This window comes from Streptomyces sp. BR1, assembly GCF_052373795.1.
GTDB lineage: Bacteria > Actinomycetota > Actinomycetes > Streptomycetales > Streptomycetaceae > Streptomyces.
Genome location: NZ_CM126252.1, coordinates 4,142,061 through 4,155,098, shown reverse-complemented (window position 1 = coordinate 4,155,098; position 13,038 = coordinate 4,142,061). Strand labels below are relative to the sequence as shown.

The 13,038-nt window shown below is 70.6% G+C and carries 13 protein-coding genes; 5 read left to right on the top strand and 8 right to left on the bottom strand.

All coding sequences use genetic code 11. The features are described 5' to 3' along the window. Positions 1-264: 264 nt before the first annotated feature. From ACT1U9_RS18215 to mscL, 5 genes are all read left to right on the top strand, one after another. Positions 265-1,542 carry an MFS transporter gene (locus ACT1U9_RS18215; RefSeq protein WP_444533783.1) on the top strand — a complete coding sequence of 426 codons (1,278 nt, stop codon included), beginning with the start codon at positions 265-267 and terminating at the stop codon, positions 1,540-1,542. A gap of 69 nt (positions 1,543-1,611) precedes the next feature. After that, positions 1,612-1,917, top strand: coding sequence for an FmdB family zinc ribbon protein (locus ACT1U9_RS18210; protein ID WP_444533782.1), 306 nt, complete (start codon positions 1,612-1,614; stop codon positions 1,915-1,917). A gap of 192 nt (positions 1,918-2,109) precedes the next feature. Continuing rightward, complete coding sequence (locus ACT1U9_RS18205) at positions 2,110-2,943, top strand: S-methyl-5'-thioadenosine phosphorylase (protein WP_444533781.1); 834 nt, start codon at positions 2,110-2,112, stop codon at positions 2,941-2,943. Between the two features lie 196 nt (positions 2,944-3,139). Continuing rightward, positions 3,140-3,724 (top strand): RcpC/CpaB family pilus assembly protein, encoded by a 585-nt coding sequence (locus ACT1U9_RS18200; protein ID WP_444533780.1) that lies wholly within the window; start codon positions 3,140-3,142, stop codon positions 3,722-3,724. A gap of 132 nt (positions 3,725-3,856) precedes the next feature. Then, positions 3,857-4,339: a large conductance mechanosensitive channel protein MscL gene (gene mscL / locus ACT1U9_RS18195; protein WP_444533779.1), complete on the top strand. Its 483-nt coding sequence runs from the start codon at positions 3,857-3,859 to the stop codon at positions 4,337-4,339. 19 nt (positions 4,340-4,358) lie between these two features. Here the strand turns inward: mscL and ACT1U9_RS18190 are convergent, their stop codons facing one another. The 8 genes from ACT1U9_RS18190 to pflB form a co-directional block, all read right to left on the bottom strand. After that, positions 4,359-4,562, bottom strand: a complete 204-nt coding sequence (locus ACT1U9_RS18190; protein WP_444533778.1) for a hypothetical protein — start codon at positions 4,560-4,562, stop codon at positions 4,359-4,361. Between the two features lie 87 nt (positions 4,563-4,649). Next, complete coding sequence (locus ACT1U9_RS18185; protein WP_444539160.1) at positions 4,650-5,036, bottom strand: hypothetical protein; 387 nt, start codon at positions 5,034-5,036, stop codon at positions 4,650-4,652. 37 nt (positions 5,037-5,073) lie between these two features. Continuing rightward, positions 5,074-5,856, bottom strand: a complete 783-nt coding sequence (locus ACT1U9_RS18180; protein ID WP_444533777.1) for a ubiquinol-cytochrome c reductase iron-sulfur subunit — start codon at positions 5,854-5,856, stop codon at positions 5,074-5,076. Then, entirely contained in the window at positions 5,853-6,452 is a 600-nt protein-coding gene (locus ACT1U9_RS18175) for a 4Fe-4S dicluster domain-containing protein (protein ID WP_188277186.1), read from the bottom strand. The genes ACT1U9_RS18180 and ACT1U9_RS18175 overlap by 4 nt, the downstream gene beginning before the upstream one ends. An 8-nt stretch (positions 6,453-6,460) precedes the next feature. Further along, positions 6,461-8,758 (bottom strand): molybdopterin oxidoreductase family protein, encoded by a 2,298-nt coding sequence (locus tag ACT1U9_RS18170; RefSeq protein ID WP_444533776.1) that lies wholly within the window; start codon positions 8,756-8,758, stop codon positions 6,461-6,463. Beyond that, complete coding sequence (locus ACT1U9_RS18165) at positions 8,755-9,804, bottom strand: MFS transporter (protein ID WP_444533775.1); 1,050 nt, start codon at positions 9,802-9,804, stop codon at positions 8,755-8,757. The genes ACT1U9_RS18170 and ACT1U9_RS18165 overlap by 4 nt, the downstream gene beginning before the upstream one ends. Before the next feature lie 67 nt (positions 9,805-9,871). Continuing rightward, positions 9,872-10,678, bottom strand: a complete 807-nt coding sequence (pflA, locus tag ACT1U9_RS18160) for a pyruvate formate-lyase-activating protein (RefSeq protein WP_444533774.1) — start codon at positions 10,676-10,678, stop codon at positions 9,872-9,874. A 44-nt stretch (positions 10,679-10,722) separates the two neighbouring features. Beyond that, positions 10,723-13,005: a formate C-acetyltransferase gene (pflB, locus tag ACT1U9_RS18155; RefSeq protein WP_444533773.1), complete on the bottom strand. Its 2,283-nt coding sequence runs from the start codon at positions 13,003-13,005 to the stop codon at positions 10,723-10,725. Positions 13,006-13,038: the final 33 nt, after the last annotated feature.

Here is a 13,038-nt window from a genome sequence, read left to right as displayed (position 1 = left end):
GCGAAGATCCGGTTAATCACAGGTGTGATCTCGGCCATCTGCGCGCTTTCTCAGGCGCAGATCCGATTCCCCCTGTAGCATGAAGGCACACCACTGATCGACCAACTCTGCCTGACGCAGAGCTGGCGCGACCGTATGGCGGTCGGAGGCTCTCGCAGTGAGCCCCGGCATCTACCGCAGTTCCGCGCATGAGGACAGCTCTCGGCAACGCCCGTACTCACCCGTACCAGGGGCGCGCTACCAGGCGGCAGAAAGGCAAGGACCGTGGCATCCACGGTCACTTCTGAGCGTCGCCCCGGATACGGGCAGCTCCTGCGCACTCCTGGCGCTCTGTCGTTCGTCCTGCCCGGGTTCTTCGCCCGGCAGCCTTTCGCGATGCTCACCATCAGCATCGTGCTGCTCGTCCAGCACACCACCGGCTCCTACGGCAGCGCGGGCGCCGTCGCCGCCGTCACCGGTGTCTCCATGGCGCTCTTCGCGCCGCAGGGCGGCAAGCTCGCCGACCGGTTCGGCCAGCGCGCCGTGCTGCTGCCCGGCGTCCTCGTGCACGCCGCCTCGGGCTCCGTACTGATCGCGCTGGCCCTGGCCGACGCCCCCCTGTGGGCGCTGTTCCTGGCCGCCGTCCCGACCGGTGCCTCGGTGCCGCAGGTCGGTCCGATGGTGCGGGCGCGCTGGGCGGCCAAGCTGGAGGGCTCGCCCCTGATGTCGACGGCCGCGGCATTCGAGTCGGTGACGGACGAGTTCACCTTCGTCATCGGCCCGGTGCTCGCCACCGCGCTGTGCACCGGCGTCCACCCGGCCGCCGGTCTCATCGCCGAAGCCTCGCTGACCCTGGTCGGCGGCCTGCTCTTCGCCTCCCAGCACCGCACCCAGCCGCAGCCCAGCCGCGACATCGCGGGCCACGCACGCGTGGAGCACGTCTCCGCGCTCTCCATCCCCGGTGTGCGCGTCCTGGCCGTGTCCTTCCTGGGCATCGGCGCGGTCTTCGGCGGCATGCAGGTCTCGCTGACCGCGTTCTCCGAAGAGATCGGCAACCCCGGCGCCAACGGTCTGCTGTACGGGATCTTCGCCGCGGGCAACATGCTGGCGGGCATCGCGTGCGGCGCCATCGCCTGGAAGTCGGCGCCCCGGACGCGTCTGATCGCCGGCTACACCGGGCTGACCCTGGCGGCCTCCGGCCTCTGGGCGATGCACTCCGCGGTGCTGCTCGGCGGCCTCGGCCTGATCGTCGGCCTCTGCATCGCCCCGGCCCTGATCACCGGCTACACGCTGGTCGAGTCCCTGGTCCCGGCCTCCGCCCGCACCGAGGCCTTCACGTGGCTGACCGGCGCGGTGGCGCTCGGCCAGGCCGGCGCGGTCACGGTGGCCGGCCGTCTCGCCGACGCCCACGGCTCCAGCGCGGGCTTCCTGGTGCCGCTCGCGGGCACCGCGCTGGCCCTGATCACGCTGGTATCCCTGCGTTCGCGGCTCGCGCCGCGCGCCGAAAGCCGGACCGTCGCGCGTAGTGGCGTCGGTCACCGAGTTCCCGTGACGGTGGACTGATCCAGCGGAATACGTCACTATGGACCGTCGTTAGCACTCATCGAGTGAGAGTGCCAGGAGGAAGACACAGTGCCGACCTACCAGTACCAGTGCACCGAGTGCGGCGAGGGCCTTGAAGCGGTGCAGAAGTTCACCGACGACGCCCTGACCGTCTGCCCGAACTGCGACGGACGCCTCAAGAAGGTGTTCTCGGCCGTCGGCATCGTCTTCAAGGGCTCCGGCTTCTACCGCAACGACAGCCGCGGCGCGTCGTCGAGCAGCACGCCCGCGTCGTCCTCGGCCGCCAAGCCGTCGACGTCGTCGAGCTCCGACTCGAAGCCGGCCGCGTCCTCCTCGACGCAGTCGAGCTCCACCAGCTCGTCGTCGGCCGCCTGACCCACCGGGTCGCGCGCTCCAGACCAACCGAAGACCCCGCCGTCACGTACGGCGGGGTCTTCGGCGTACCTGCGGTGATGCACGCGCGCGTACGGGTCCGCGAGGTGCGCGCGTACGGGGGCGCGATCCACGCGCGCGTAGGCGTCCGTACGCACGTTTTGGCGTCCGGCGGCCCCGGCTAGTGTGCTCCGCATGGCTAACGCAGAGATCGGCGTCATCGGCGGTTCGGGCTTCTACTCGTTCCTTGAGGACGTCACCGAGATCCAGGTCGACACCCCGTACGGCAGCCCCAGCGACTCCCTGTTCCTGGGCGAGATCGCCGGGCGCCGGGTCGCGTTCCTGCCCCGGCACGGCCGCGGCCACCACCTGCCGCCGCACCGCATCAACTACCGCGCCAACCTGTGGGCCCTGCGGTCGGTGGGCGTACGGCAGGTGCTCGGCCCGTGCGCGGTGGGCGGGCTGCGGCCCGAGTACGGGCCGGGGACCCTGCTCGTACCGGACCAGCTCGTCGACCGTACGAAGGCGCGCACGCAGACGTACTACGACGGTTACCCGCTGCCCGACGGCTCGATCCCGAACGTCGTCCATGTCGCGCTGGCCGACCCGTACTGCCCCGAGGGCCGCAAGGCGGCGCTGACGGCGGCGCGCGGGCGGGACTGGGAGCCGGTGGACGGCGGCACGCTGGTCGTCATAGAGGGCCCGCGGTTCTCCACGCGCGCGGAGTCGCGGTGGCACGCGGCGATGGGCTGGTCGGTGGTCGGCATGACCGGGCACCCCGAGGCCGTTCTCGCCCGTGAACTGGGGCTCTGCTACACGTCGATGACCCTGGTGACCGACCTGGACGCCGGGGCCGAGACGGGCGAGGGCGTCTCCCACGAGGAGGTGCTGCGGGTCTTCGCGGCCAATGTGGACCGGCTGCGGACGGTGCTCTTCGACGCGGTGGCCGCGCTGCCGGCGGGCGAGGGCCGCGACTGCCTGTGCGCGCGGGCGCTGGACGGGCTGGACACGGGGATCCGGCTGCCGTAGCGAATCCGCCGCCCCGTCCGCACGAAGCACCATCCGCACGAAGCCCCGCCCGCTCGACGCGCCATCCGCTCGAACGGGTGAGGGAGTTATCCACAATCGGGGAGCAATCCACAGGGCTCAGCGGGAAGTTGGCGGGGCGGGGATCGTGAGGAGCGTTCGAGCAGCACTCGCTCCGCACGATCGGTGGTGACCCACGATGTCCATGCCCCCTGCCCTGCCCACACCCTCCCCCGCCCACTCCGCCGCACCCGAGCCGCTCGGCGTGCCCGCCTTCCCGCCGCTGCGGGTGCGCGGCGGCAGACACCGGCTGCGGCGGGCCGTGCGACGCCGGCGGCGGGCGATGGCCGCCGGACTCGCCGTGGCGGCAGCGGCCCTGGCGGCCACGGGTGCGGGCGGGCCCGGCCGCGCGGCCCCGCGCGTCAGCGATACGGCGAACACCGCGAGCACGGGCGTCCACCAGCAGGCCGCGCCGCGACAACCCGCGCACCAGGCCGTCGAAGTGGTGTCCGCACCGGTACGGATCGCGGACGCGGAGACGGTCCGGCTGCTGCGGCCCGGCGACCGGGTCGATGTGATCGCGTCGCCCGACTCACGCTCGGGCGGCGGGGGCGGGGGCGCGGCGCGGGTGGTGGCCTCGGGCGTGCGGGTCACCGACGTGCCCCGACCGCACGACCCCTCGCCGGACGGCGGAGCGCTGATCATCCTCTCCGTCCCCCGCGCCACCGCGACCACGCTCGTCGGCGCGGGAGCCTCGGCCCGGCTGGCGGTGACCCTGCGCTGAATCATATGAATAGCACTGACATCCTGTCAAGTCACCTGTTTGCGTACCTGGATTGGACATCCCGGCCATGCGCTGACGTAGGTTGCGGAACGATTTGCTCCACCCCCTGCACCTGCGAAGAGAGGTTCACTCGTGACCGACGAGAAGAAGGGCGGCGGTGTCCTGGACGGCTTCAAGGCCTTCCTGATGCGCGGCAATGTGGTCGACCTGGCGGTCGCGGTGGTCATCGGCGCCGCGTTCACCGCCGTCGTGAACTCGGTCGTGAAGGGCGTCATCAACCCGCTGATCGGCGCGTTCGGCACGAAGGACCTGAACAGCTACAGCTCATGCCTGAAGGGGCCGTGCGACATCGATCCGAAGACGGGCGAGGCGGTCTCGGGTATCCCGATCATGTGGGGCTCGGTCCTCAGCGCGGTGCTCACCTTCATCATCACCGCGGCCGTCGTGTACTTCCTGATGGTGCTGCCGATGGCCAAGTACCTGGCCAAGAAGACCCAGCGGGACCGGGCGAAGGAAGGCGTCCAGGAGACCCTGGAGGTCAGCGAGCTGGAAGTCCTGAAGGAGATCCGCGACGCCCTGGTCTCCCAGCGCGGCTCGGGGCACAGCGCGCCGTAACACTCCTGCGGCGGCTCTGTCAGATGTGGTGGGGCGGCTTCTCGTCGAGGAAGCGCGCGAGGTCGGCCGCGCTGCCACCGGCCGGGGCCCGCTCACCCCACCCACGGTCCGTGTCGTCCGACGACTGCTGGTCGAGCGGATCGTCGAAGACCAGCGCGGGCCTGGGCTTCGGGTCGGGCGCCGACTTCGCATCGCGCGGTCCGGGGGCGGGGGCGGTACTCATGCTTCCAGGGTACGGCGACACCGCGTCGGCGACGGGACCAGTCCCGCCCCCATCCCTGGCCCCGGCCCGGCCTCCGGTACCGGACCCTCAGCGATCCCTCGGGTCCAGCAGCCACAGCCCGAGGACCACGACGAACGACAGGCCCAGGAAGCCCGCACCCCACCAGGCGGTTCCGGTGGCGCCCTTCATCCACTCGTCGACGACGACCGTCAGACCCCAGAGCTGGCCGATGACCACGGTGATGGCCAGGGCGAGGCGGGCGCTGAGCTTCGAGGACCGCTCGGGCTCCTGCTCGGTGCCCGCACCGGGTCCCGGACCGGTGCGGCGGATCCGAGGGTCGCCGTACCCGCTGGTGGAACGGATCTGGGGGTACCGGTCCCGCACCGGACGGTTGAGCCGGGGCTGTGCGCTGCCGGGTGTGTACTGCGGCCGAGGGGCGACCGTCCCGTCGCCGCCGGCCGCATCCATACCCATCCCCGTACCACCGTCGGCACTCATGTCCGCTCGCTCTTCATGTCCGCTCGTCCTTCTCGGTCTGGGCCCGTGTCCCGGAGCAGCCGATCCGGGCCGCCATGTCCGGGCGCTTGTCTCCGAACTGCCGGCACATGGCGTCCTTGACGCTCTCTCCGGAGCGGGTGGTGGCCACCGCCCAGACGCTGCCGTCGATCTCCTCCACGAGGAGCACCTTCGGCAGCGGACGCGGCGGCGGCCCGGCGGTCACCTCGCCGGTCCGGGCGTCGAAGACCCCTTCGTGGCAGGGGCAGTACAGCTCCCCCTCGGTGCCCCGGTCCGCGCGCCACAGCACCCCGCAGGCCAGATGGGTGCAGACGGCGGAGTAGCCGACGAGGGTGCCGTCCTTGAGGCGTACGCCGACCGCGCGGTCGTCCTCGCCGGGGAAGCGGAAGGCGATGGACTCGCCGGGGCCGAGCCGTTCGGCGACGCGCTTGGCCTTGGGGGCGTCGTCGCTGTCACCGTGCCGGTGGAGCACTCCCCCGGCGACGGCGACACCGCCGACGGCGAGCCCGCAGGAGACGGTGGAGACGATCCGCAGATAGTCGCGGCGGGTGGTCAGCGAGTCGGCGGAGACGCGGTCGCGCAGCGCCTCCTGCGCGGGGTCCGGCCAAGGCCTCGCACCTGGTTCGGCAGCAGGTGCCTGGTCTGCTCCCGACGCCGGTCCCCCAGCTGGTGCCGGCCCCGGCTCGGGGGCTGGTCCTGGCACCGGTTCCGGGCCCGGCTCAGGATCTGGTCCCGGAACCGGTTCCTGGCCCGAAGGTGGTTGTTCCGGCGTGCTCATCGAACCGCCCTCCCGTTCACCTCGACGACCGGGAGGCCACCGGGCACCGGCCACTGCACCTTGTCGGCGGGCACGACCATCGCCACTCCGGTGGAGACGACGACATCGCCGAACGTGAAGGAGTCGGCGACACGGACGCCGGGGCGCTCGGCCTGGAGCTCTTCAAGGGTTCCGTAGAAGAGGGCGCCGGTGGGGCAGACCGTGGCGCACATGGGGGCCAGGCCATAGGCGGTGCGGTCGTAGCAGAGGTTGCACTTCATCTGCAGCTTCGCCTGGAGGTCGATCTTCGGTACGCCGAAGGGGCAGGCGTTGACGCAGTTGGCGCAGCCGATGCAGCGGGTGGTGTCGGCCTGCTGCACCACACCGTCGGCGGTCACCAGGATCGCGTCGGCGGGACACACCTCGGCGCAGGGCGCGACCGGGTCCTCGCAGTGCATACAGACCGTGGGAAGGGAGGCGACCGAGTGCCCCTCGTCGGGGTAGTCGAGATGGATCATGGATTTGCCCCGGTGCGAGTCGCACTCGCGGCAGGCCGAGACACAGGCCTGGCAGCCGATGCACCGCCCCGGGTCGATGAAGATCGTTCTGCCCATCATCGCGGGCGTCAGCTCCTCTCGGCGGTGCCACGGCCCTGCGGGGACGTGGGCGGCAGCGGATCGGTGCGGGAGACCTGGGTCGCCGGGTAGGCCACCTGGCCGGGCGCGGTCGGGGGCGCCGGGACCTCGTCGATCCGCTCGCCGGGCTCGATGCGGCAGGCGCAGACCTTGTACTCGGGAATCTTGGAACGGGGGTCGAGGGCGTCGATGGTCAGCGCGTTCGCGGACGTGGGGACCGGCCAGTGGTACGGGATGAAGACGGTGTCGGGGCGGATCGCCTCGGTGACCAGGGCGGGGAAGACCCCGCTGCCGCGCCGGGTGACGACGCGGACCGGGTCGCCGTTGCGGAAGCCGTGCGAGGGGTGCACCTCGACCCAGGGGCGCGGGGTCTGTTCGACCAGGGCGCCGAGCCTGCGGGTCTGGTTGCCGGAGAGGAAGTGCGCGACGGTCCGGCCGGTGGTGAGCGAGAGGGGGTGTTCGTCGTCGTACGGGTCCATGGGCGGGTGCCACTCGATCACCTGCATATGGATCTTGCCGTCGGGGTGCCAGGTCTTGCCGTCCTCGAAGAGGCGGGGGGTGCCCGGATGGTCGGTGGAGGGGCAGGGCCAGGCGATCCCGCCGGTCTCCTCCAGGCGTTCGTAGGTGATGCCGTAGTAGTCGTTGACCGTTCCGGCGGAGGCGGTGCGCAGCTCGTCGAACACCTCGCGCGAGCCGGGGAAGCTGAACTTGTCCCCCGCGCCCAGGCGTTGGGCCAGCTGGCAGATCACCCAGGTGTCGGTGCGGACTCCGGCGGGGGGTTCCTGGGCCTTGTTGTGCTTGACGACCCGGGCCTCGGCGTTGGCCATCACGCCTTCGTCCTCGGCCCAGGTGGTGACGGGGAAGACCACGTGCGCGTTGGCCGCGGTCTCGGAGAGGAAGAAGTCGAATTGGGCGTGGAATTCGAGGGTGTCGTAGCCGTCCTTGACGGTCGCGTAATTGGGGAGGGAGACGAAGGGGTTGTTGCAGATACCGATCAGGCCGCGGATCTCCTGGCGGCGCATCTGATGGACCATTTCCATCATCGAGGTTCCGGCGGGCGGGAGTTCGGACTCCTCGATGCCCCAGATCTCGCAGATCTGCCGGCGGTGCTCGGGGTTCGTGATGGAGCGCCCGCCCGGCAGCAGGTCGGCCTTCTGGCCGTGCTCGCGCCCGCCCTGCCCGTTGCCCTGGCCGGTGATGGTGCCGTAACCGGAGCCGGGCTTGCCGAGGTTGCCGGTGGCGACGCAGAGGTTGATGACGGAGAGGCAGTTCTCCACGCCCTGCGAGTGGTGCTCGATGCCCCGGGCGTGCCAGGCCATGGCCCTGGGGGCGCGGGCGAAGGTGCGGGCCACCTCGACGATCTGGGCGGCCGGGATCCCGCAGATCTCGGCGGCCCGCTCGGGGGGATACTCGGCGACCTTGTCGCGGACCTCTTCCCAGCCCGTGGTGTTGGCGCCGACGAAGCCCTCGTCGTCGAGCTCCTCCTTGATGACCACGTGGAGGAGGGAGTTGAAGAAGGCCGAGTCGGTGCCGGGCTTGAGGGCGACATGGATGTCGGCGGTGCGGGCGATCGCCGTCTCGCGCGGGTCGATCACGATCAGGGTGGCGCCCCGGTCGCGCGCGCCCCACACGTACTGCGTCATGACGGGGAAGCACTCGCCGACGTTGGACCCGGCGATGAGCAGGCAGTCGGTGAGGAGGATGTCGGAGAAGGGGTTGGCGGCGCGGTCGATGCCGAAGGCGAGTTTGTTGGCGCCCGCGGCGGAGACCATGCACAGCCGGCCGTTGTAGTCGACGTGCCGCGACTTGAGCGCGACGCGGGCGAACTTGCCGACCAGGTAGGTCTTCTCGGAGAAGAGGCTGGCGCCGCCGAGCAGCCCGAAGGCGTCGTTGCCGTGGGCGGCCTGGATGCGGCGGATCTCGGCGACCGTGAAGTCCAGCGCCTCCTCCCAGGAGGCCTCCCGGAACGGCTCGTCACGGGAGCGGCGCAACAGCGGGGCGGTCAGCCGGTCGGGGTGGTTGACCTGCTGATACGCGTTGATGCCCTTGGGGCACAGGCGCATCCGGTTGATGTCGTGGTTGCGGGGTTCCACGCCGAAGACCTTGCCGCCGCTGTCGACGCGGAGATACATCCCGCACTGCACCCCGCAGAAGCAGCAGTGGGTGGGGACGAGGGTCTCGCCGTCCTGGTCGGCGCGCCACTGGTCGGCCGGGATGCCGCCCGCGTCGCGGAAGTTGCGGGTGCCGGGCGGGGCGATGGACGGGTCCAGCGGGACGTGCCGGGTCACTTGTAGCCCTTCTTGACGTGCGAGAGGTACGCGGTGCCGCGCAGCACCCGCTTGCAGCGCGGGCAGTACTCGGCCCAGGCGTCGAAGCCGAGGTCCAGGTCGCGCATGGTGCCCCGCAGGTTCTCGACGTAAGGAGCGGTGTCGATCGGCTGCCCGCAGCGGCGGCAGTGGAAGACCTGCTCGTTCTGGCGGGCGGTGTACTTGAACAGCTGCATCCCGACGGCGGCCGGCCGCTGGACGATGTGGAAGAACTTCCCGAACGGGATGTAGATGAGGGTGAGCACCACGGTCACCATGTGCAGCAGCGCCAGGAACTGATAGCCCCCGCCGTGCAGGAAGATCGACGAGAAGGTGAGGAGGAGCCCGGTCACGGAGATGACGATCAGCAGGAGCAGCGGGACCAGGTCGTAGGCGAACCGCTGGCCGGTGATCGCGCCCCGGTCCTTCATCCGGCGCCACAGGAAGTACGAGGCACCGGGGATGACCAGGACCGCGGCGATGTCCAGGCCGTGGAACATCAGCCAGCCGACGATGTTCAGCGAGTCGAAACCGAGCAGCTTCACGCCCCAGATCCGCATCTCGTAGCCGGGTCCGGAACCGGTCGCGGTGGTGAAGGTGAACCAGCCCCAGGTCAGCGGGAACGTGATCGCTGCGGCCAGCAGACAGCCCCAGAAGATCAGCTGGTGGGCGCCCCAGCGGGCGTGCGAGCGGGCGCCGAGGAACTTCTGGAAGCCGAGATAGGTGGCGGCCATCCTCGGCAGGGCGGTGGGGGCGCGGCGGAAGTTGGCGGCGGAGAACAGGCTGCGCCAGCCCTGCTTGAAGAGGCGGCGGGCGCCCGGGGAGGAGATCCAGACGGTGTAGCGGTAGGCGACGCCGAAGGCGAGGAAGACGGTGGCCACCGCGTACGGCATCAGGGCCGAGTCGAAGTCCTTGAGCCGGCGGCTGCCGAAGAAGATGGCGAGGATCAGCAGAAGGGAGACGGCGGTACCGGCCACGGTCGCGCGCAGCGCGACGGCGGGCGGCGATGCTGCGGGAGGCTCGGTCACCTGGCCACCGTAGGTGGCTATGGGACGGTTTCACCTGTTTTGACAGGCGGTGGGGTGAACCCTTCAGTCAGATGGCGTGCAGGCCGTGGGCGGTGAAGACGGCCCGGGCGGCGGCGACCTCGACAGGGGTCGGGGACGGCGTGTCGTGCAGGGTGAAGGGCATCCTGAGCGCCTGCCACTTCGCCTCGCCGAGCTTGTGGAAGGGCAGGACGTCGACGCGGGAGACATTGCCGAGGGAGGCGGCGAAGGCGGCGACGCCCTCGATGTTCGCGGGGTCGTCGGTGAGCCCGGGGACTAGGACGAACCGTACCCAGACGTCCTGGCCGAGGTCCGCGAGGCGGTGGGCGAAGTCCAGGGTGGGCCGCAGGGGGCGGCCGGTCACCGACTTGTAGGTGTCCCGGTCCCAGGACTTGAGGTCCAGGAGCACCAGGTCGACGTCCCTGAGCAGCGCGTCGGTGGCGCGGGCGCCGAGGAAGCCGGAGGTGTCGAGCGCGGTGTGCAGGCCGAGCTCGTGCTTCAGGCGGTGCAGCAGTTCGCCGGTGAAGACGGGTTGCAGCAGGGGTTCGCCCCCGCTGACGGTCGCGCCGCCGCCTGCGGCCGCGATGAAGGCCGTGTACTTGCGGGCCTCGGCGATCACGTCGTCGGCCGAGGTGCGGGTGCCGTCCCGCATCCGCCAGGTGTCGGGGTTGTGGCAGTACAGACAGGTGAGCGGGCAGCCGGAGAGGAAGGTGACGAAGCGGCTGCCGGGGCCGTCGACGCCCGTCGACAGGTCCCAGGAGTGGACCGAGCCCTCGGCGGGGCGGCGGGTCGCGGCGGCGGCCGGGGTGGCGGCCGGGGCCACCACCCCCTCGGGCCGTCCGGTCAGCACGGTCATGACGGACTCCTCACTGCTCGGGCCGGGCGGGCCAACTGCTCGGGCTACAGCGCGCCGTGGAAGGTGCGGTTGATGACGTCGAGTTGCTGCTCGCGGGTGAGGCGTACGAAGTTGACGGCGTATCCGGAGACCCGGATGGTCAGCTGGGGGTAGTTCTCCGGGTGGGCCACGGCGTCCTCAAGCGTGGTGCGGTCGAGGACGTTGACGTTCATGTGGAAGCCGCCGCTCGCCATATAGCCGTCGAGGACGCCGCCGAGGTTGGCGACGCGCTCCTCGGGGGTGCGGCCCAGGGCGTCGGGGGTGATGGTGTTGGTCAGGGAGATGCCGTCCTCGGCGTCGTCGTAGGGGAGCTTGGCGACGGAGAGGGCGGAGGCGATGTAGCCGTGCCGGTCGCGGCCGTTCATCGGGTTGGCGCCCGGGGCGAAGGGGGCGCCGGCGCGGCGGCCGTCGGGGGTGTGGCCGGTCTTGTTGCCGTACACGACGTTGGAGGTGATCGTCAGGACGGACTGGGTGTGCACCGCGTCGCGGTAGGTGGGGTGACGGCGGACCTTCTCCATGAAGTCGTGCACCAGGCGCTCGGCGAGGGCGTCGGCGCGGTCGTCGTTGTTGCCGTAGGCGGGGTAGTCGCCCTCGATCTCGTAGTCGACGGCGAGACCGGTGTCATCGCGGATCACCTTCACGCGGGCGTGCTTGATGGCGGAGAGGGAGTCGGCGGCGACCGAGAGACCGGCGATGCCGCAGGCCATCGTGCGCAGGATCTCCCGGTCGTGGAGGGCCATTTCGATGCGCTCGTAGGCGTACTTGTCGTGCATGTAGTGGATGACGTTCAGCGCGTGGACGTACGTCCTGGCGAGCCAGTCGAGCATCAGGTCGTAGCGCTCGGCGACCGTCTCGTACTCCAGGTACTCGTCGGTGATCGGCTCGAAGCCCTCGACGACGAGGGCGCCGGTCTTCTCGTCGCGGCCGCCGTTGATCGCGTAGAGGAGGGCCTTGGCGACGTTGACGCGGGCGCCGAAGAACTGCATCTGCTTGCCGACGGCCATCGCGGAGACGCAGCACGCGATGGCGGTGTCGTCACCGTACTTGGGGCGCATCAGCTCGTCGGACTCGAACTGGAGGGCGCTGGTGTCGATGGCGACCTTGGCGGCGTACTCCTTGAAACCGGAGGGAAGGCGGTGGGACCAGAAGACGGTGAGGTTGGGCTCGGGGGCCGGGCCGAGGTTGTAGAGGGTGCGCAGGGCGCGGAAGGTCGTACGGGTGACCAGCGGGCGGCCGTCCTCGCCGAGGCCCGCCATGGACCAGGTGACCCAGGTCGGGTCGCCGGAGAAGCCTTCGTTGTACTCGGGGGTGCGCAGGAAGCGGACGATGCGGAGCTTGATGACGAAGTCGTCGATGAACTCCTGGGCCTCGGACTCGGTGAGGGTCCCGGAATCGAGGTCGCGCTGGAGGTAGATGTCGAGGAAGGCGTCGATGCGGCCGATCGACATGGCCGCGCCGTTCTGCTCCTTCACGGCGGCGAGATAGCCGAAGTACAGCCACTGGACGGCCTCGCGGCCGGTGGTGGCGGGGCCGGAGATGTCGTAACCGTAGGAGAGCGCCATGGACTTGAGCTCGCCGAGGGCCCGGATCTGTTCGGCGGTCTCCTCGCGGTCGCGGATGACGTTCTCGCTGGGCCACTCGTGGGCGAGCGCGTCCTGGTCGGCGCGCTTGGCCGCGATGAGGCGGTCGACGCCGTAGAGGGCGACGCGGCGGTAGTCGCCGATGATGCGGCCCCGGCCGTAGGCGTCGGGCAGGCCCGTGATGATGCCGGAGGAACGGCAGGCGCGGATCTCCGGTGTGTAGGCGTCGAACACGCCGTCGTTGTGGGTCTTGCGCAGCTTGGTGTAGATGTCCCGGACGTCGGGGTCGGCCTCGTAGCCATAGGAGTTGAGGGCGCTCTCGACCATGCGCCAGCCGCCGTTGGGCATGATGGCGCGCTTGAGCGGGGCGTCGGTCTGCAGGCCGACGATGAGGTCCTGGTCGGGGTCGACATAGCCGGGGGCGAAGGCGTCGATACGGGAGGGGGTGCGGGTGTCGACGTCGTGGACGCCGTTCGCGATCTCCGTCGGGAACATCGCGAGCAGCTGGTCCCAGACGGCGGTGGTGCGGGGGGTGGGGCCGGTGAGGAAGTCGGCGTCGCCTTCGTACGGGGTGTAGTTGCGCTGGACGAAGTCGCGGACGTCGATGGTGTCGCTCCACGGGCCGGGTGCGAAGCCGCGCCAGGCGTCGCCGGTCGCCTCCGCCCCTTCCACCGTCGCGTTCGTCGTTTCGCCTGCGGTCACGGTCATGGCGTGCGCCTTCCGAATTCTGAGGGGGTGGAT